This is a genomic window from Plesiomonas shigelloides, assembly GCF_900087055.1.
Classification (GTDB): Bacteria; Pseudomonadota; Gammaproteobacteria; order Enterobacterales; family CAMTGL01; genus Plesiomonas; species Plesiomonas shigelloides.
Map to the genome: position 1 here is coordinate 3,121,274 of NZ_LT575468.1, position 20,495 is coordinate 3,141,768.

The 20,495-nt window shown below is 56.1% G+C and carries 14 protein-coding genes and 1 pseudogene; 8 read left to right on the forward strand and 7 right to left on the reverse strand.

The features are described 5' to 3' along the window. Positions 1-59: 59 nt before the first annotated feature. Positions 60-854 (reverse strand): acetylglutamate kinase, encoded by a 795-nt coding sequence (argB, locus tag NCTC9997_RS13885; RefSeq protein WP_039046822.1) that lies wholly within the window; start codon positions 852-854, stop codon positions 60-62. 68 nt (positions 855-922) lie between these two features. After that, on the reverse strand, positions 923-1,927 hold the full coding sequence (gene argC, locus NCTC9997_RS13890; protein ID WP_064978275.1) for an N-acetyl-gamma-glutamyl-phosphate reductase: 1,005 nt from the start codon (positions 1,925-1,927) through the stop codon (positions 923-925). Positions 1,928-2,298: 371 nt separating this feature from the next. Here argC and argE point away from each other — a divergent pair, with 371 nt between their 5' ends. The 3 genes from argE to pstR all read left to right on the forward strand — a co-directional run bounded on the left by argE (position 2,299) and on the right by pstR (position 7,514). Continuing rightward, positions 2,299-3,474 (forward strand): acetylornithine deacetylase, encoded by a 1,176-nt coding sequence (gene argE, locus NCTC9997_RS13895; RefSeq protein WP_064978276.1) that lies wholly within the window; start codon positions 2,299-2,301, stop codon positions 3,472-3,474. A gap of 144 nt (positions 3,475-3,618) precedes the next feature. After that, positions 3,619-6,252 carry a phosphoenolpyruvate carboxylase gene (gene ppc / locus NCTC9997_RS13900; RefSeq protein WP_064978277.1) on the forward strand — a complete coding sequence of 878 codons (2,634 nt, stop codon included), beginning with the start codon at positions 3,619-3,621 and terminating at the stop codon, positions 6,250-6,252. Between the two features lie 671 nt (positions 6,253-6,923). Next, a complete protein-coding gene (pstR, locus tag NCTC9997_RS13905; protein ID WP_010864855.1) occupies positions 6,924-7,514 on the forward strand; it encodes a PadR family transcriptional regulator PstR in 591 nt (196 codons plus the stop codon). Between the two features lie 203 nt (positions 7,515-7,717). Here pstR and metF read toward each other — a convergent pair whose 3' ends face one another. The 3 genes from metF to metB form a co-directional block, all read right to left on the reverse strand. Beyond that, on the reverse strand, positions 7,718-8,605 hold the full coding sequence (gene metF / locus NCTC9997_RS13910) for a methylenetetrahydrofolate reductase (protein WP_010864856.1): 888 nt from the start codon (positions 8,603-8,605) through the stop codon (positions 7,718-7,720). 327 nt (positions 8,606-8,932) lie between these two features. Beyond that, positions 8,933-11,374 (reverse strand): bifunctional aspartate kinase/homoserine dehydrogenase II, encoded by a 2,442-nt coding sequence (locus tag NCTC9997_RS13915; protein ID WP_064978278.1) that lies wholly within the window; start codon positions 11,372-11,374, stop codon positions 8,933-8,935. Positions 11,375-11,378: 4 nt separating this feature from the next. Beyond that, complete coding sequence (metB, locus tag NCTC9997_RS13920; RefSeq protein ID WP_064978524.1) at positions 11,379-12,536, reverse strand: cystathionine gamma-synthase; 1,158 nt, start codon at positions 12,534-12,536, stop codon at positions 11,379-11,381. A 279-nt stretch (positions 12,537-12,815) separates the two neighbouring features. Between metB and metJ the strand changes: the two genes are divergently transcribed. Next, entirely contained in the window at positions 12,816-13,133 is a 318-nt protein-coding gene (gene metJ / locus NCTC9997_RS13925; protein ID WP_010864860.1) for a met regulon transcriptional regulator MetJ, read from the forward strand. A 378-nt stretch (positions 13,134-13,511) separates the two neighbouring features. Here metJ and NCTC9997_RS13930 read toward each other — a convergent pair. Further along, positions 13,512-14,540 (reverse strand): annotated as a pseudogene (locus NCTC9997_RS13930) (malic enzyme-like NAD(P)-binding protein); the annotation flags it as partial. A gap of 205 nt (positions 14,541-14,745) precedes the next feature. After that, positions 14,746-14,955, reverse strand: coding sequence for a 50S ribosomal protein L31 (gene rpmE / locus NCTC9997_RS13935; protein WP_010864862.1), 210 nt, complete (start codon positions 14,953-14,955; stop codon positions 14,746-14,748). Positions 14,956-15,235: 280 nt separating this feature from the next. Between rpmE and priA the strand changes: the two genes are divergently transcribed. The 4 genes from priA to hslV all read left to right on the forward strand — a co-directional run bounded on the left by priA (position 15,236) and on the right by hslV (position 20,491). Beyond that, positions 15,236-17,482 (forward strand): primosomal protein N', encoded by a 2,247-nt coding sequence (priA, locus tag NCTC9997_RS13940; protein ID WP_064978280.1) that lies wholly within the window; start codon positions 15,236-15,238, stop codon positions 17,480-17,482. 211 nt (positions 17,483-17,693) lie between these two features. Then, a complete protein-coding gene (gene cytR, locus NCTC9997_RS13945) occupies positions 17,694-18,698 on the forward strand; it encodes a DNA-binding transcriptional regulator CytR (protein ID WP_010864866.1) in 1,005 nt (334 codons plus the stop codon). Positions 18,699-18,966: 268 nt separating this feature from the next. Further along, positions 18,967-19,875: a cell division protein FtsN gene (gene ftsN, locus NCTC9997_RS13950; protein WP_010864868.1), complete on the forward strand. Its 909-nt coding sequence runs from the start codon at positions 18,967-18,969 to the stop codon at positions 19,873-19,875. Between the two features lie 85 nt (positions 19,876-19,960). Next, positions 19,961-20,491 carry an ATP-dependent protease subunit HslV gene (gene hslV, locus NCTC9997_RS13955; protein ID WP_047709348.1) on the forward strand — a complete coding sequence of 177 codons (531 nt, stop codon included), beginning with the start codon at positions 19,961-19,963 and terminating at the stop codon, positions 20,489-20,491. The last annotated feature ends 4 nt before the right edge of the window (positions 20,492-20,495 follow it).

Sequence of the window (20,495 nt, forward strand, 5' to 3'; positions counted from 1 at the left end):
GACGCAGGGAATGCGTCGTATGTGGTCTTATTCAGGGCTTGCGCCCTGTGATTAACCGGCTATGACTCGGCGCTGATCCGAGTACCAATCGCCTCACCATCAAACAGGGCAGGCAGCAGCTCAGGGTAGCGCCAGCTGGCGATATCGACCGGACGCCCCAGTGTTTGCGCCGCGTCCAACGCGGCACGCACTTTCACGATCATGCCGTCAGTGATGATGCCTTGGGTGATCAGATCCTGCGCCTTCTTGCTCGACAGATGCGCGATGCGCTGGCCCTTACCATCGAGAATGCCGCTCACATCCGACAGCATCACCAGATCGGCGTGCAGCGTTTCGGCAATCGCGGTGGCCGCTTGGTCAGCATTCACATTCATCAGCTGGCCGCTGGCATCAATACCAATTGAGCTGATGATCGGCAGATAACCGCCACCAAGCAGCAGGTGCAGCAGCGCCGGTGAGCCCGGTTTGGCATCGCCCACGCAGCCCAACTCTTCGGCCAACTGGGTCACTTGAGTGATCCCGCCATCGGCGAGGCTCAAGCCCACCGCCGGTAACTGCTTTTTCACCGCCCATGCCAGCAAGGTCTTGTTGGCGGTACCGGCTAACGCGCCGGTGATAATGCCAATTTGCTCCGGCGGGGTGACCCGCAGCCCTTGTTTTTTCTGCACGGGCAACGCCAGCTTTTTCATCAGGTCATCCACCAAATAACCGCCACCATGCACAATCACCAGCGGACGCGGATGAGTCTGGTGGTAGGTCACCAAGGCGGAAAACAGTTTTTGCAGGGCTTCTTCGCTATCGAGAAGTACGCCGCCTAATTTAATCACCAGCGGGGTTGTGACCGGTGCCGTCATGCTGTGCTCCTTGCTCTCTAAACTGGGTCAATAATTACCGGGAATGGGTCATCGTTAACCGCGACCGGTTACAACAAAGCCTGCGTCTGGCTAAAGCCATAACGTAGATTCAGACACTGCATAGCTTGCGCCGCGGCGCCTTTCAATAAATTGTCTTCGGCCGCCACCACAATCAGGTGCTCACCGTCACGGGCATAGCCGATATCGCAATACGGGGTACCGACCACTGCGCGCACTGACGGCCAGCCGCTGTCATACAGCCGCACTAACGGCTGCGCGGCATAGGCGCGATTAAAGGCATCGGCAATTTGCGCATCACTCACCTGCGGCAACAAACGCGCCGTAATAGTGGCGACAATCCCGCGTGGGAAATTGCCCAAATGCGGGGTAAAAATCACCGGAATGCCCAAATGCGCGGCGATCTCCGGTTGATGGCGGTGAGTAAACACGCCATAGGGCTGCAAACTGACCTCACACACATTGCTGCCCAGCGCCGCTTTGCGCCCCGCGCCACTGACCCCACTCACCGCATTAATCACCGGCCACATCTGTGGGTCTAACAGCCCCGCTTCCACCAACGGTTTTAATGCCAATTGCGACGCGGTGGGATAACAGCCCGGCACGGCAATTAACTGCGCGCCAACCAATTCACTGGCCTGCCACTCGGCCAAGCCATACACCGCCTGCTCCAGCCACTGCGAATGCTGATGCTCAAAGCCGTAATAACGGGGATAAAACCCGCTGGCACGCACCCGAAACGCCCCCGACAAATCCAGCACCACACAACCGGCGGCTAAAAATTGCGGCGCTAAGTCATGGCTCACCTCGTGGGCGGTGGCCAAGAACACCACATCGGCGCTGGCCGCCACTGCGGCGACATCACTCAGTGGTTGTAATGGCACATCCAGCACGCCTTTAAACTGCGGATGCAGCGACGACAACAGGCGACCGGCATCTCGGCTGCCCTCAGACACAAATAAACCACCTAAAGTGAGATTTGGATGGCGCAGCACCATGGCTGCCAGCTCTGCACCGGTGTACCCGCTGGCACCGATAATCAGGGTGTTAAGCATCACAACGTTTTCCTGTATCGAAAGAGAAAAAAACAGATTAGCTGGCTGCGGAAGGGATCAATTTCATCGTGCAGAAAATAAGCTGCCGAGGTAAGTTAACGGTATGCACCGTTAGATCCTGCCGCACGAACGGGCTGACTCATCGTCGGAGCGAAGGGAAGGAAATAGACAGTGGTGAGGAGAAAACAGTCCCTATCATAGTCGCGGTCATCCACAAAAAAAGCATTCGGGTTATGACGGTGCCGCACCGGTTTGCCTGTCCTTTTTAGGCTCACCTTGCTTGGCGCATTATCGATTCACATCGAATTTATATTCACATATAGTGCATTAATATATCGATACCATTCAATCAAAGGACTGTCAATCACTGTATGAAATTTCCCCATTTTCTTGAAACGTACCGGGCTCTGATCGCCACGCCGTCCATCAGTGCCAACGACAGTACGCAGGACCAAAGCAACCACCAGTTGATCAGTTTGCTGGCCGACTGGTTCAGTCATTTAGGCTTTACCGTTGAGGTGCAGCCAGTTCCGCATACGCGGCATAAATTCAACCTGCTGGCCACCCTCGGCAGTGGCCCGGGCGGGCTACTGCTGGCCGGTCATACCGATACCGTACCGTTTGATGAAGGGCGCTGGAGCAAAGATCCGTTCACCTTAACGGAGGAAAATGGTCGTCTGTATGGATTAGGTACCGCCGACATGAAAGGCTTTTTTGCCTTTATTCTGGAAGCGGTACGCGAGCTGGATCGCTCGGCGTTGCAGCGCCCACTGCGCGTATTGGCCACCGCCGATGAAGAAACCTCGATGGCCGGTGCCCAGCTGTTTGCTGCCACCACCCAGATCCGCCCGGATTATGCCGTGATTGGTGAGCCGACCTCACTGCGCCCAATTCGCGCCCATAAAGGTCATCTGTCGAACGCCATTCGTATCACTGGGCAATCGGGCCACTCTAGCGATCCGGATCGCGGCGTGAACGCCATTGAATTGATGCATGAAGTGATTGCCTGCCTGTTACCACTGCGCGATCGGCTGCGTGAGAGTTTTCAGCATCCGCTGTTTACCATTCCCTACCCGACCATGAACCTCGGCCATATTCATGGCGGCGATGCGGCCAACCGTATTTGTGGCTGCTGCGAACTGCATATGGATATTCGCCCCCTACCGGGGCTGAGTTTGAGCGAGCTGGATGCCTTGTTGCTAGAAGCGCTGCAACCAGTACAAGCACGCTGGCCGGGGCGTTTGTCGATCAGCGCCTTGCACGATCCGATCCCCGGCTACGAATGCCCACCGGACGCGGAGATTGTACGTAGCGTGGAGAGACTGCTCGGTGAGCCATGCGATAGCGTCAATTATTGCACCGAGGCACCGTTTATCCAGCAGGTTTGTCCAACGCTGGTGTTGGGCCCCGGCTCTATCGAACAAGCGCATCAGCCGGATGAATATCTGTCGACCGACTTTATTCTGCCAACCAAAACCTTACTGACGCGCCTGATCACCGAGTTTTGTATCAGTGCCGGACCCAAGGTAGAAGATGGCGTAATTTAATTTCACATTACCTTGATTTAGCACAAAAGTATGACCTAAGTACGGGCGACGGGCTATTTGACGAACGCCCGACTTCATGGCTAGATAACAGACAGCGCTGTCTGCGTAACGGATGTAGTAAAATTACCAAATGGATGGAGAGCCATGAACGCACAATATGCCGCCATGCGCAGCAACGTGAGTATGCTGGGCAAGCTGTTGGGGGAGACAATCCGCGAGGCCGGAGGTGAATCCCTGCTGGAGCGGGTAGAGACTATCCGCAAATTATCCAAATCCTCTCGTGCCGGCAATGAGCAAGACCGCCGTCAGCTGCTGGAGACCTTGCAAAATCTGTCCAACGACGAATTACTGCCGGTCGCCCGCGCGTTCAGCCAGTTTCTGAATCTGGCCAACATCGCCGAGCAGTACCACACCATTTCACGTAACTGTGAAGCCAATATTTTCTGTCCTGATGCCTTCGATACCCTGTTCAATCATCTGAAAACCGAAGGGATCAGCGAAGACAAGATCCAAGCTGCCGTGGCTCAGCTCTCTATCGAACTGGTGCTGACCGCGCACCCGACCGAGATCACCCGCCGCACCCTGATCCACAAGCATGTGCAGATCAACCGCTGCTTAGATCGCTTAGAGCACGACGATCTTTCCGAGCGTGAGCAAAACAAAATGCAAAAGCGCTTGATGCAGCTGATTGCGCAGGCGTGGTACACCGATGAGATCCGCAAAGAGCGCCCAACCCCGCTGGACGAAGCCAAATGGGGTTACGCTGTGGTGGAAAACAGCCTGTGGCAAGGGGTACCGGAATTCCTGCGTGAATTCGATAGCCGCCTGAAAGAAGCCTTTGGCACCGGCTTGCCCATTGACGCCATCCCGATCCGCTTTAGTTCGTGGATGGGCGGCGACCGAGACGGTAACCCGTTTGTCACCGCCGACATCACCCGCAAAGCGATGCTGCTCAGCCGCTGGAAAGCCGCCGATCTGTTCTTGCGCGATGTGAATGACCTGATTTCTGAGCTGTCGATGACCGAGTGCAGCCCAGCGCTGCGCGCCGAAGTGGGTACCGAGGCCGCCGAGCCGTACCGCGTACTGCTCAAGCAGCTGCGTCGTCGTCTGCAAAACACCTTGGATTATCTGGATGCGCGCCTCAAAGGCCAACACGCAACCCCAGATGACATCATCGATTGCAACGAACAGCTGTGGACGCCGCTGTACGCCTGTTACCAGTCACTGAAAGACAGTGGCATGGCCATTATTGCCGACGGCCTGCTGCTGGATACCCTGCGCCGGATCCGCTGCTTTGGCATCCATCTGGTGCGCCTCGATATTCGCCAAGAGAGCACCCGCCACACCGATGCAGTAGCCGAAATTACCCGCTACTTAGGTCTGGGCGACTATGCCCAGTGGAGCGAAGAGGACAAACAAGCGTTCCTGATTAAGGAGCTGACCTCGAAGCGTCCACTGCTGCCACACAGCTGGCAGCCAAGCGCCGACACCGCAGAAGTGATTGAGACTTGCCGCGCGATTGCCGAACAACCGGCCGGTGCGCTGGCCTCCTACGTGATCTCGATGGCGCGTCAGCCATCTGATGTACTGGCAGTCCACCTGCTGCAAAAAGAAGCCGGTTGCGCCGTACACCTGCCGGTCGCGCCGCTGTTCGAAACCCTCGACGATCTGAACCGTGCCGATGAAGTGGTGCGTGCCCTGCTGAATATCGGCTGGTATCGCGGCTTTATTCAAGGCCGTCAGATGGTGATGATTGGCTACTCTGACTCAGCCAAAGATGCTGGCGTGATGGCCGCCTCGTGGGCGCAGTACCGCGCACAAGAAGCCTTGATCAAAACCTGTGAAGAGGCTGGTATCGAGCTGACCTTGTTCCACGGCCGTGGCGGTACCATTGGTCGTGGCGGTGCGCCAGCCCATGCCGCGTTGCTGTCGCAGCCGCCGGGCTCGCTCAAAGGCGGCCTGCGCGTGACCGAACAAGGCGAGATGATCCGCTTTAAACTCGGTCTGCCGGAAGTGGCGGTGAACAGCTTATCGCTGTACACCAGTGCCATTTTGCAAGCCAACTTGTTGCCGCCGCCAGAGCCGAAGCAAAACTGGCGCGACACTATGGATGTGCTGTCAGACGAGTCTTGCCGCGTATATCGCAGTATCGTGCGTGAACAGCCTGACTTCGTGCCGTACTTCCGCGCCGCGACGCCGGAAGGGGAGCTAGCTAAGCTGCCACTGGGCTCGCGCCCATCCAAGCGTCGCCCTGATGGTGGCGTAGAAAGTCTGCGCGCGATCCCGTGGATCTTTGCCTGGACCCAGAACCGTCTGATGCTGCCCGCTTGGCTGGGCGCCGGCGATGCACTGCAAAAAGTGATCGACCAAGGCCAGCAAGGCATTCTGGAAGAGATGTGCCGCGATTGGCCATTCTTCTCCACCCGTATCGGCATGCTGGAGATGGTGTTCGGTAAAACCGATTTGTGGCTGACCGAATACTACGATCAACGCTTGGTGGAGCCAGCATTGTGGCCGCTCGGCGAGCAACTGCGTCGTATGCTTAAGCATGACATCGGGGTGGTGCTGGCGATTGCCAATGATGACCACCCGATGGCCGATCAGCCGTGGCTGAAAGAGTCCATCGGTCTGCGTAACATCTATACCGATCCACTGAACGTGTTGCAGGCTGAATTGCTGCATCGCTCGCGTCAGCTGACCGAGTCCGATCCGCAAGTGGAGCAAGCGCTGATGGTGACCATTGCCGGTATTGCCGCCGGTATGCGTAACACCGGTTAAACGCTCGCCGCAGAGCCTGTGGCATTAATCGCTAACCCCGGCATTTTTATCGCCGGGGTTATTTTTTATATATTATTTTATTCCTAGCAATCCCTCGCTTTAGGAAGAAAATTACTCCTGGCTAAAACGCTGCTTATTTCATCACACGATTTTGAGCGTAAAAATATATATCGTTTAAAACGTAATATGTAATATAAATATTTTGATAAATATGCACTGCATTCCAAACTTAGCACGAATAAACAACGTAAAATAGCCGTAAAAAACAGTTCGATTTTAAACAACACCTTGTAAACAGCGGTTTTCACAGCCTTGTGACGCAATGACAATTATTTGTCGGCACAGTCTCATTTTGTTATCTACAATATATTTTATAGATGAATATCTAATAACTTCATGCTATATCACACGCTGTGCTGTGCATATTCTACATAACACCCATTGCTAAGATTTTGCAATTCGTTGTATGTCATCCTAGTTGCTTATTGACGGAATAACCGATAACCGGCGGTGGATGCTGGTCGGCCAGTTTCGCAATAGGATTTTGTCTACTCAGCATGTTGCCAGACGGGAAGTATCTCGTCCTTCCACGCCAGGGATTTTGTGGAAGTTATTCATAGATATAAGTTGCAGTCAGCGACAGGGAAGCACCAAGAGCAAATGAGGAAATTATGGCTCTCTCACAGGTTATTCTGACACTCCTGAGTCGTCAGGACGCCAGTGGCTATGACATTACCAAAGAATTCAGCCGTGTGGTTGGATTGGTATGGACAGCCAGCCACCAGCAAGTGTATCGCGAACTCAGCCGTCTTGCCGAACAAGGCATGGTGACCAGCCAACTGATCCCGCAAGAAGGCAAACCTGATCGCAAAGTTTACAGCATTACCGATTCTGGCCGTCAGTGTCTGCAAAACTGGCTCAGCACTGCGGTGGAAGAGCGTCCACAGCGCGATGAGTTGCTGGTGCGGATGTTGGCCTGCAGCCACTACCCGATTGCGCCGGTACGTCAGTCACTGACTCAACAAACGCATCTGCATAACGAGCGTCTGGAGAAATACCAGCTGCTGGCCAACGAGCAATTTGCCGATCCGGACAGCCTCAGCTTGGAAGACAAGCTGACCTATCTGACCCTACGTCGTGGCATGCTGCAAGAGCAAGCGTGGTTGATGTGGGCGGAAGAGGCGCAAAACCTGTTGGCGGAGCTGGAGCTCAATGCCACTCGCGCCCGTCTGGAAAAAGAGTTGGAAGAAAGCTGCTACTAAGCACGAAGGGTATGCTGCCCTGTGCCCGCTGATTGCTACATCCCTCTCCGATCTCGTCCCCTCCGGCAGTCGCTTTAGCGACTGCCGGTTGTTTTATCCGCCAGCGGGATAATTTCCTCTATCTATATAACTTGCTATATAACTTGGCGGGTAGATTAGCTATTGGCTTAGCAATTACGTTAGCGCCCCGCGTCACATCCTGTTCACGCCGCAGGACGCACGCCCAGCGTGTGGCAGATGGCATAGCTGAGCTCAGCACGGTTTAGCGTGTAGAAATGAAAATCCTTCACCCCTTCACGGGACAGCACTTTCACCATGTCCATCGCAATGCTCGCCCCCACCAGATTGCGGGTCGCCGGATCGTTATCCAGCCCGTCATACATCCGCTGCATCCAGTTCGGTACTCGCACGTTGGTCAGGGCGGCAAATTTGGTCAACTGCTTAAAGTTGGAGACCGGCAAAATCCCCGGCACGATTTCCACATCAATGCCGATCGCCGCGCAGCGGTCGCGAAAGCGCAGGTAGCTGTCGACATCAAAGAAAAACTGGGTAATGGCGCGGCTGGCACCGGCATCAATCTTGCGCTTTAAATGCAGCAGATCGGCCTGCGCACTTTTCGCCTCTGGATGCACTTCTGGATAGGCCGCCACTGAAATATCAAAATCTGCCACCTCGCGCAGCAAGGCCACCAGATCGCTGGCATACAGCGCCGGTTTTTCCTGTCCAGCCGGTAAATCACCGCGCAGGGCGACAATCTGGCGGATCCCGTTGTTCCAGTAATCCTTGGCAATGCAGCGCAGCTCTTGCTCGCTGGCATCGATACAGGTCAGGTGCGGCGCAGCGCACAGGCCAGTTTGCTCTTTGATGGCTTTGATGATGGAGTGGGTGCGATCGCGCTCACCAGAGTTAGCCCCGTAAGTCACCGACACAAACTTCGGGCGCAACACGCTCAAGCGCTGAATCGACTGCCATAGGGTGTTTTCCATCTCTTCGCTGCGCGGTGGGAAAAACTCAAACGAGACATTAATGCGCCCGTCGAGCTCGGCCACGCTCTGATTTAAGGCTTCCAGTTGATGGGCATGGTAACTCATGGGCGCTCCTTGTCGGCCCTGCTGGCCGCTCGTGCAGGCCACCGTAAGCGGTGGCTAATTAATCCGTTAATTGACGTCCATACGTTTAGATGGCTAAACACAAGATGAACGAAGTCTGCGCCCCTGTCAACGCTCAAATCAAGCAACCAAGGTATCCACTGCCAATGCGGCAATTCGCCGGTGTATCCTGCGTTATTTGCTCTCCTCGCCACGATAAAATTATGCCTTCCCGCCAAACACAACTCGCCCCGTAGGGCTGGCAAACGCGCATAAAAAAAGGGAAGACCCGACGGTCTTCCCTTGCTGATTCGTGCTGCGTTTCGCGGATTACAGCAGCTGTGCCAAGCGATTAAGATCGGATTGAATCGCCCCCGCGGTCACATCGCGACCCGCACCTGGGCCACGGATCACCAGCGGATTATCCCGATACCAACGGCTTTCGATGGCAAAGATATTGTCGCCCGGCAGCAAGAAGGCCAATGGATGATCGGGGCGCAACGCCTCAATCCCCACCCGCGCCTTACCGCCAGCGTCAAAGCGCGCCACGTAGCGCAGCACCAAGCCCGCTTCGCGCGCCGCCGCCAAACGCTGCGCCATGTGCTGATTGAGCACCTCACCCTGATCAAAGAAGTTATCCAGCGACAACTCAACCAACTCGGCTGGCACCAGTGACTCCACCCGCACCTGCTCAGGCTCCAGCGGATAACCGGCCTCGCGGGCCAAAATCACCAGCTTGCGCATCACATCTTGCCCAGACAAATCTTCGCGTGGATCGGGCTCAGTTAACCCTTGCTGCCACGCCTGCTCCACCAGCGCAGTAAACGGACGGCTGCCATCATATTGCTGGAACAGCCACGACAGCGTGCCGGAGAAAATCCCGCTCAGAGACAGCAGCGTATCGCCGCTTTCGCGCAGGTCACGCACCGCATAGTTAATTGGTAGCCCTGCCCCGACCGTGGCGTTATACAGCCAATGACGACCGGTTTTTTCAAACGCATCGCGAATACGGCGGTACTCGCCCGCGCCCGAGGCACCGGCTAACTTATTGGCGCTGATCACATGAAAACCATACTCGGCAAACTGACGGTAACGACCGGCCACCTGCTCGCTGGCGGTCACATCCAGCACCACCAGATCGTCATACGGATGCTGACTCATCCACTGCACCAGAGCATCATCTTCATGCGCCACCGCTTCATCGTGGAAGAACGCCAACGCGCGGCTGGCATCAAGGCCATCATAGTGCAACCAGCTGCGGCTACTATCGACCACTCCGGCCAGCACAAACTCAAAGCCGGAGCGCGCCGACAAATTACGCTGTTCACGGGCAAACAGCTCCAGCCAACGTGATCCGATATTGCCTTTACCAAACAGCACCAATCCGATGCGTTTTTGCGCTTGGAACAAACGGCGATGCAGCCCTTGGATCAAATACGCGGTCGGCCCTTGGCGCAATACCGCCAGTAAGCTGATCCCTTCCGGCGACTGCCAGACAAACTCCACCGGCTGATCTTGCAATTGTTGGTAGAAACGGTGGCTGTGCAGCGGGTTGTTGCACACCCCCGCGCCTACCAGCGCCACCATCGCTAACCCTTCGCGCAGACGTAATTCCGCCGGTAAGGTGGCTTCTTGCAGCAGCAAAAAGGCGCTATTGACCACTTCGGCGGTGTAGCACAGCTGCAGCAAGTTACGATCATGATGCGCCATGTAGGCAATTGGCTGCACTTGGGCGCGGTTGAGCAAACGCAGCACATCATCACGCAGCGCCTCAAAGCGGGCACTCTCTTGGGTACTCACTTCAATCAAGCACACATCATCGTGACTGGTGACGATTTTGGCGCCAGTACCGCTCGCCAGTACCCGCTCGATTTTAGTCGAGCCTTGATCCGGCTGATAACTGCAACGCAACTGCAAGTCCAGCTCGCTACCAGACACCGGCTGCAAGGTGCGGGCGTGCAACACCGGCGCGGCCAGACGGGCCAGCTCGCTGGCTTCATCCAAACGCAGCAATGGCAACAGGCAAGCATCACTGACTTTGCGCGGATCTGCGCTGTACACCCCGGCCACATCACTCCAGATAGTCACCCGCTGCACACCGGCCAAGGCGCCGATTTGGGTCGCGGAGTAATCCGAGCCATTACGACCGAGCAGGACGGTTTCACCAGCTTCATTGCGGCAGATAAAGCCGGTCACCACCAGACGGCGCTGCGGATGCTGCGCCAGTAAGGCTTGCAGCAGTGGCCAAGAGCGCCCTTCATCCACCTGCGGCTGAGCGGCGCGCTCGGCGCGCATAAATTGACGCGCATCCAGCCAAGCGGCATCCACATCGCGCTGGTTTAAATACGCCGCCATCAGGCGCGCCGACCAAATTTCACCGTGGCCAACCACTTCGGCATACACCGCTTCGCTGTAAGGGGTTTGCAGCAAGCGCGCGAGCGTGTCTAAATCCGCCAACAGTGCTTGGCGCAGTACCTCGGCATGCGCCTCCGGCAGCAGACCGTCAATCAGGCTGCACTGGTAACGACGCAATTCCTGCTGCGCCTGATGGGCGGCCAGCGTATCGCTATACGCCAACTTCAACCACGCAATCAGCTGGTTGGTGGTACTACCGGCCGCCGATACCACCATCAGGTCACCGGGCTGACTGTGTTCAATCATGATGTTGGCGACCCGCTGATAACAGCTCGGATCGGCCAAACTGCTGCCACCAAATTTGTGCAGCTGTCGCAGTGGACGCCGCTCCTGCCCAGCTCCGCTGTATACGCTCATTCGGTTACCTCTCCGCCACGACCCGGAACGCCTGCTCCAGATCGGCAATTAAATCTTGTGCATCCTCAATGCCCACGGAAATGCGTAGCAACTGATCGCAGATCCCCGCAGTACGGCGCGCTTCCGGCGCCATCCCGGCATGGGTCATGGTCGCCGCATGGGAAATCAGACTCTCCACACCGCCCAGTGACTCTGCCAGAGTAAACAGCTGCAATTGTGCCACAAAATCGGCCACATCCCCTGCCAATTCAAAGCTCAGCATGGCGCCAAAACGCTGCTGCTGCCGGCAAGCAATTGCATGGCCTGGATTTTCGGGTAAAGAAGGATGATATAAACGACTCACCAACGGCTGTTGACGCAAATATTCCACCAACGCATCGGCATTTTCTTGGTGCTGGCGCATACGCGGCGCCAAGGTGCGCAAACCGCGCAGTAATAGGTAGCTGTCAAACGCCGAACCGGTGACACCGATATTGTTGCCCCACCACGCCAGTTCGGTATACAGCGCCGGATCGGCCGCGATCACGCATCCAGCCACCACATCGGAGTGCCCATTGAGGTATTTGGTACACGAGTGCACCACCAAATCGGCGCCCAACGCCAAAGGCTGTTGGCCCAGCGGAGTCATAAAGGTGTTATCCGCCACCACCAGCGCCCCTACGGCATGAGCTTGCTGACAGATCTGGGCGATATCCACCACCCGCAGCAGCGGATTGCTCGGTGTTTCCACCAATACCAGTTTCGGTTTTTCGGCCAATGCCGCGGCCAGCGCCTCGGGATCCGCTTGGTCGACAAAAATCACGCGATACGCGCCGCGCTGATGCTGGCTGGCAAACAGCCGGTAGCTGCCGCCATAGCAATCATGCGGAGCAACCAGCACATCACCCGGGCGCAGCAGTAACGTGCAAACTAAGTGGATGGCCGCCATGCCGCTGGCGGTCATCACCGCGCCCACACCGCCTTCGAGCTCAGCCAGCGCCTGCTGCACCACATCGCGGCTGGGGTTACCGCGCCGTGAATAATCGTGTACCCGCGGCTGGTTGAATCCGGTAAAATTGTAGGTGGATGACAAGTGGATCGGCGGCACCACGCAGCCGAACTGATCATCGTTATTCAGCCCGCTACGAATGGCGGCGGTGGCCGGTTGGTAGTGTTTGCTCATGCTGGTCATGCTCTCCCTGCGAAAACCCAACACATGCCTACGATTTCCCTCGTGCATGCGATGCTTCAATGTAGCGGCTTTTATATATAGCCGTCAATACATCTGGATGTCTAAACATCTTTGCGTTTAGATTGTAAGACCTTACATAACCCGTTAGAATTATGCGCAGGTATATCTCAATCTTCTCTGATAGCACGACCACGCTGACTTTACGCGAGAACTGTACGCGAAAACTTTACGCGCTAAGTGTCGTGCCGCGACCCAAGTACAAGGTGTTTTATGGCTAAGTGGAACGGCGAATACATCAGCCCTTATGCAGAACATGGTAAAAAAAGCGAACAAGTAAAGAAAATTACCGTGTCGATCCCGCTTAAAGTCCTGAAAATTCTGACCGATGAGCGCACCCGCCGTCAGGTCAACAACCTGCGTCATGCCACCAACAGCGAGCTGCTGTGTGAGGCCTTTTTGCACGCCTTTACCGGTCAGCCGTTGCCGACCGATGATGATCTGGGCAAAGAGCGCCATGACGAGATCCCCGTCGAGGCTAAAGAGCTGATGCGTCAGATGGGGATCAACCCCGATGAGTGGGAATATTAATGACCATTGCCGGTCAGTGGCTAGTGCGTAACTAAACGCGCGCGCTGTTCAGGCCACGTAATACCGAGAAAAAATACCGAGATAAAAAAACGCCGCGATTGCGGCGTTTTTTTATGACTCAGAGGAGAGCTGAGCTTAGGCACTCGCCGCTTCAGTGTGACGCGCGCGCTCCATAGCCGATACGGCCTGTGCACTGGCCACGCCTGATGCAATTGCCGCATTAGCCACCGCCTGCGACACTTTTTCCAGCAAACGGGAATCCATCGGTTTTGGAATGATGTAATCACGACCAAACGCCAACGCCGCAACACCAGCCGCTTGCAACACGTCTTGTGGCACCGGCTCTTTCGCCAGCTGACGAATCGCCTCAACGGCGGCCAGCTTCATCGCATCGTTAATGGCACGCGCACGTACATCCAGCGCGCCACGGAACAGGAACGGGAAGCACAATACGTTGTTAATCTGGTTCGGGTAATCTGAGCGGCCGGTGGCCATGATCAAATCACTACGAGTAGCAAACGCCAGCTCCGGCGTGATCTCAGGATCTGGGTTAGCACAAGCAAACACCACTGGATTTGGCGCCATCAGTGCCAACGCATCGGCTGGCAGCAGATCCGGGCCTGATACGCCCAAGAACACATCGGCATCGGTCAGCGCATCATGCAAAGTGCGCTTATCGGTTTGACGCGCAAAGCGCGCTTTAAATTCGTTGAGATCGCCGCGATCGCTGTGGATCACGCCTTTACGATCCAGCATCAGCATGTTGTCCGGCTGTGCGCCGCATTTTACCAACATATCCATGCACGCGGTGGCCGCCGCGCCCGCGCCCAAGCACACAATGCGCGCTTGGCTCAAGGTTTTGCCCTGAATTTCCAAGGCGTTGAGCACACCGGCCGCCGTCACAATCGCGGTGCCGTGCTGATCATCATGGAAGACCGGAATATTGCAGCGCTCAATCAAACGCTGTTCAATCTCAAAACACTCCGGCGCTTTAATATCTTCAAGGTTAATACCGCCAAACGAGTCGGCAATGCGCGCCACAGTATCGACAAACTCATCGACCTTATCATGGGTCACTTCAATATCAATCGCATCGACCCCAGAAAAACGTTTGAACAGTAAGGCTTTTCCTTCCATCACCGGCTTTGACGCCAGCGGGCCGAGGTTGCCCAAACCCAAAATTGCGGTACCGTTGGAAATTACCGCCACCAGATTGCCTTTACCGGTATAGCGGTAGGCATTTTCTGGATCGCGAGCAATCTCGCGCACCGGCTCAGCCACACCTGGGCTGTAAGCCAGCGCCAGATCGTGCGCCGTATCGGCAGGTTTGGTCAGTGCGATGGTGATTTTGCCCGGCATCGGGTAGGCGTGGTAATCCAGTGCTTGTTGACGTAAATCGGCAGACATCAAAATTTCCTGCATTTATAACATTATAATTAGATGAGGGTAGTGGAGCACAGGGGATGATAATCAATCTCAGGCGGGATGCCCAGCATAACCGTGGCCGGATAATGCAGATCCGATCAGCGCACGATCGTCAGATCCGTGCCCAGATCACAGAAACAAAAAAAGCACCCGTAGGTGCTTTTTTTCGTGGTCGTCCGAGTAAAAATTACTTGGAAGCCAGTGCGCCGAAACGCTTGTTGAAACGGTCAACACGGCCGCCGGTAGACACTTCACGCTGCTTACCAGTGTAGAACGGGTGGCATTTGCCGCACACGTCCAGGTTCAGGTCGTGACCGGTAGAACCGATTTTGATTACGTTACCGCAAGAGCAAGTTGCAGTAATTTCTTTGTATTCTGGGTGGATACCTTGTTTCATGGGGAAACCTCAAGTAAAGGCCGTGTCGCTATTTGGTCTCAGCTACTGCCAGCCAAACACCACACGAGGGTTAATAACTCAGTTATAAGGCGCAGAATGATACGGCATTCGCCTACCCCTTTCAAGCCATCTGCCGTCTTTTTCACCGCTCCCGCTCGCCTTTTTTTAGCGCGCGCGCCTCACGCGCCAACGCCGCCCAGCAGGCGACAAAAGCGCGCCAAAGCCGTACACTGCCAACACCAGCTTACACTTTGAATGATAACGGATCAGCGACCCTTCGATGAGCGATACTCTAGTTCGCGTGGCCCTTCCTGTGCCACTGCCCCGCCTGTTTGATTACTGTTTGCCACACTCTTGGCAGGCGCAAGCTCGCCCTGGTGTACGGGTTCGGGTGCCGTTTGGCAAACGTGAGCTGATTGGTGTTATCGATAGTCTGCCGGATCACACCGAGATCCCGCTCGATCAATGCAAACCTGTGCTGGCCGTGCTGGATCAAGAGCCGCTGTGGCCAACCCCGATGTGGGATCTGCTGCACTGGGCCGCCAGCTACTATCAACATCCGCTGGGAGATGTGTTTGCCCAAGCAATGCCCGTTCTGCTGCGCCAAGGGCACAGCGCCGAGCCCGCCGCGCAAACCGTGTGGCAACTGACCGACAGCGGTCGCCTGTGCACACCTGAGCAGCTCAAACGCTCGCCCAAGCAATGGCAGATCATTCAGGCGCTGCGCCACGGTGCGTTGGAAAAAAGCGCCCTGCAGGCCGAAGGCTGTAGCGACAGCGCCTTTAATGCCCTGCGGCAAAAAGGCTTGATTGACCAGCAACTGCGCCAACCAGAGCTGACCGACTGGCGGCGTAGCTATCCCGCAGCGCACGCCAGTAGCACCGGCGTGCTGAGCCACAACGGCGCCGAGCCGCCGCTGCGCCTCAACACCGAGCAAGCCACGGCGGTTGCCGCCATCAATGCACAAGACGGTTTTTCCGCGTGGCTGCTCGATGGCATCACCGGCTCGGGGAAAACCGAAGTCTATCTGAATGTGATTGAGCGGGCGCTCAGCCAAGGCAAGCAAGCGCTGGTATTGGTGCCCGAAATTGGCCTGACACCGCAAACCATCAGCCGTTTTCGCCAGCGCTTTGCGGTACCAGTAGATGTGCTGCATTCCGCGCTCAATGACAGCGAACGCTTGGCCGTCTGGCAGCGGGCGCGCTGCGGTGAAAGTGCCATTGTCATCGGTACCCGCTCGGCGCTGTTCACCCCCTTAGCGCGCCCTGGGGTGCTGGTGATTGACGAAGAGCACGACGCGTCTTACAAGCAGCAAGATGGCTGGCGCTACCACGCCCGCGATCTGGCGGTGATGCGCGCCCATGCCGAGCAAATTCCGATTATCTTAGGCTCGGCCACCCCATCGCTGGAAAGTCTGCTTAATGCACGACAAGGGAAATACCACCTCTTAACGCTGGCCAGCCGCGCCGGTAATGCCCGCCCGGCACAGCAGCATGTGATAGATATGCGCGGTCAGCCGGTACAAGCGGGACTGTCCGCTGCCTTACTGGCGCGCATGCGTCAGCACTTGCAGAAGGGCAATCAGGTGATGCTGTTTCTCAACCGGCGTGGTTTCTCACCGGCGCTGCTGTGCCATGAGTGCGGTTGGGTTGCCCACTGTCCGCGCTGTGAGCGTCCGTATACTTTCCATCAGGCCACCCGCGACCTGCGCTGTCACCAGTGTGATAACCAGCATCCGGTGCCGCACCAATGTCCGCAGTGTGGCTCCACACAGCTGGTGCCGGTCGGCGTTGGCACCGAGCAGGTCGAACACACCCTAGAGCAATTGCTGCCGGAATTTGCCATCAGCCGGATTGATCGCGACAGCACCCGCCGTAAAGGCGCGCTGGAGCAACATCTGGACGATATCCGCGACGGGCGCAGCCAAATCTTGATCGGCACCCAGATGCTGGCCAAAGGCCACCACTTTCCCGATGTCACGCTGGTTGCCTTGCTGGATGTGGATGGCGCGCTGTTCTCCGCCGATTTTCGCGCCGCTGAGCGCTTTGCTCAGCTGTATACGCAGGTAGCGGGTCGTGCCGGTCGTGCCGGTAAAGCCGGTGAAGTGTTACTGCAAACCCACCAGCCTGAGCACCCATTGCTGCAAACCTTGCTACAAAGCGGCTATGGCGCCTTCGCCCAGCAAGCTCTGCTCGAGCGCCAAGCGGCGTGGTTACCACCTTATACTTACCATGTATTGATCCGCGCCGAAGATCACCAAAGCGATCCGCCCGCCCAGCTGCTGACGCAACTGCGTACCATCCTCGAAGCCAGCCCCTTGCTGGACAGCGATTTTTGGCTACTGGGGCCTGCTCCAGCACTGCAAAGCAAACGCGCGGGACGCTTTCGTTGGCAACTGCTGTTACAGCACCCATCGCGGCGTAAATTGCAGCAGATCTTGGCGATCGCCAGACCCGCCTTTGAAGCATTACCGCTAGCGCGCAAAGTGCGCTGGAACATCGATGTCGATCCGATTGAGATGATCTAAATCGGGATGATCCAGAGGGCTGCGCAAACCTTTGCTCTAAAAGGCGAACTGCATCACGAAAAGAATGTAATTTCCGCAAGCAAACGAGTTTGTCCTCCTGCCACAGCTGTTTACAATATTGGTTGTTCGGCGGCTGACTTTTTGGCTGCGGATTTTGGCAGCCTGTTGCCGACAGGGAGAAAGTCAATTTCAGATGTAGGAGAACCGTTTTATGGCAACAATGAAGGACGTTGCCCAGCTTGCAGGTGTATCTACCGCCACGGTATCACGTGCGCTGATGAACCCGGATAAGGTTTCAACAGCGACCCGACAACGTGTTGAAAAAGCCGTGGTTGAGGTCGGTTACTCTCCGAACTCACTCGCCCGCAATCTGCGCCGCAACGAATCAAAAACGATCGTGGTGATCGTGCCGGATATCAGTGATCCCTTCTTTGCCGATGTGATCCGTGGTATCGAGGAAACCGCCACCGAAGAGGGCTATCTGGTATTACTGGGCGATTGTGCTCAGCAAAATGCCCGCGAGCGTTCTTTTGTCAATTTGGTGTTCACTAAGCAAGCCGATGGCATGCTGCTGTTGAGCTCCAACCTGCCGTTTGATATCAGCAAACCGGAGCAGAAGAACCTGCCACCGATGGTGATGGCCAATGAGTTCTCACCGGAGCTGGAGCTGCCGACCGTTCATATCGACAACCTGACCGCCGCCTTTGACGCCGTGCACTACCTGACTCAGTTAGGACACAAGCGTGTGGCCTGTATCGCCGGCCCAAGCAGCATGCCACTGTGCAGCTATCGCACCCAAGGCTACATTCAGGCACTACGCCGCGCCGGTATTGCGGTGGAAGAGCGTTACATGACCTACGGCAACTTCACCTTTGAAGCCGGTGCACAAGCGGTATCGCAACTGATGGCACAACCGTCGCCACCGACCGCGATTTTCTGCCAAAGCGATGTCATGGCGATTGGTGCCTTGCAGCAGGCGAAAAAACTGGGCTTTCGCGTACCACAGGATTTGTCGATCATCGGGTTCGATGACATCAAGTTCTCGGAGTTCTGCGATCCGCCACTGACTACCGTCAGCCAACCACGCTATGAAATTGGCCGTCAATCCATGACCTTACTGCTGAACATGCTCAAAGGTCAGGATATCGGTACTAGCTCGCGTCTGCTGGAGGCCAAGTTGGTGGTGCGTGCCAGTGCTGCGCCGCCACGTCGTTAAACCGAACGTGACTCGTCACACCGGGGATTAACCGGACATGAGGTCTGTATGCTGTGGCCTGATGTCCTTCCCCTTAGCCGGTGCACGCCACCAGGCTACATCTACCCCGCGACATAGAGTGGCTGACGTAAAAGCAAGACCCAGATCAACGCCAGCGAGGCGATATGCCTTATTTCCGCATCGAGCCGCATAAAATGCCGTTACCGATGCCCCAATCTGTGTAACTTTTGCACCGGGTAACTGGTCAACACTGTTCCACTTCAGTAACATGCTTAACTTACCTGTTAACCCGTCAGATCTGATACTCACTGTGGCACAACGAGACTATGTATCCCGCGGTAAACGTTCCGCTCCGGCGCGAACCCGCCGTAATAACAAAAAAGCCCGTAAGCCGTTGCCTGTTATGGCAATCGGTCTCGCCGTGCTGCTGATCGCTGGCCTTGCCGGTGGTCTGTATTATCTTAAGCATCGCTCCGCCGAACAAGCGCAGGCTCTGCAGCAACAGCCGCATAAAAACGGCCTGCCGGTCAAACCGGAAGAGCGCTGGAGCTATATTAAAGAGCTGGAAAACAAAGAAGTGGTGGTCACTGACCACAATCCGGTTCAAGACAGCACGCCACCAACCCAATTGAGCCCCGAGCAACAGGCGATTTTGAGCCAGTTGCAGGCCGAGATGAAGCAAGCACCAATCACCTTGCCGCAAGCGGATCGGAACGGCAATATCGATGGTGAAACGCGGGTGAATCCAGATAAACCGCTGTATACACCGCCAACGGCCAGCACAGGGCAAACCGCGCGCGTGGAGCAAATTCCACCCCGTCCGGCAACGCCACCGACACCGCCAAGCAAACCGGCGCCTAGCGTGACCGAAGCCAAACCGGTACTGGTGCAGCCGCCACCGATCCCGCGTAACAGCGAAACCAGCAAGCCGGCCGAAAAACCTGCCGAAAGCAGTCAGAAATGGCTGGTACAGTGCGGTGCCTACCGTACTTCATCGCAGGCCGAAGAAGTTCAGGCTACACTGGCTTTTCAGGGGATCGAAAGTAACGTGCGTACCAGCAACAGCTGGCATCGCGTGGTATTAGGGCCGTACAGCAGCCGTGCCGCGGCCGATAAACAGCAATCACGCCTTAAAGGCAGTGGTATGTCCTGTTTAATTCTTCCGGTCCAGGGTTGAAACTTACTTTCCCCATCCCCATCTAAGAAAATATGAGCCCTGCATCCTGCAGGGCATTTTCTATTCCCACGCTGAGGACCACACAGTGACAACCATCGTAAGTGTGCGCCGTAACGGCAAAGTAGTAATTGGTGGTGATGGACAGGTTTCTCTGGGCAACACCGTAATGAAAGCCAACGCCCGTAAGGTGCGCCGTCTGTATAACGATCAGGTGATTGCCGGTTTCGCCGGTGGTACCGCCGATGCTTTCACTCTGTTTGAGCGCTTTGAGCGCCAGCTGGAAATGCATCAAGGTAATCTGGTCAAGGCGGCGGTTGAACTGGCCAAAGACTGGCGCTCCGACCGCGCACTGCGCAAGCTAGAAGCCTTGCTGGCAGTGGCCGATGAGAATGCCTCGCTGATCATCACCGGTAACGGTGACGTGGTTCAGCCAGAAAATGATCTGATTGCGATCGGCTCCGGTGGCCCATTCGCGCAATCTGCTGCACGCGCTCTGCTGGAAAATACCGATCTGTCCGCCCACGAAATCGTGGAAAAAGCGCTGACTATCGCCGGTGACATCTGTGTGTACACCAACCAGCACAAAACCATCGAAGAACTGCCAAGTAAGAGCTAAGGGC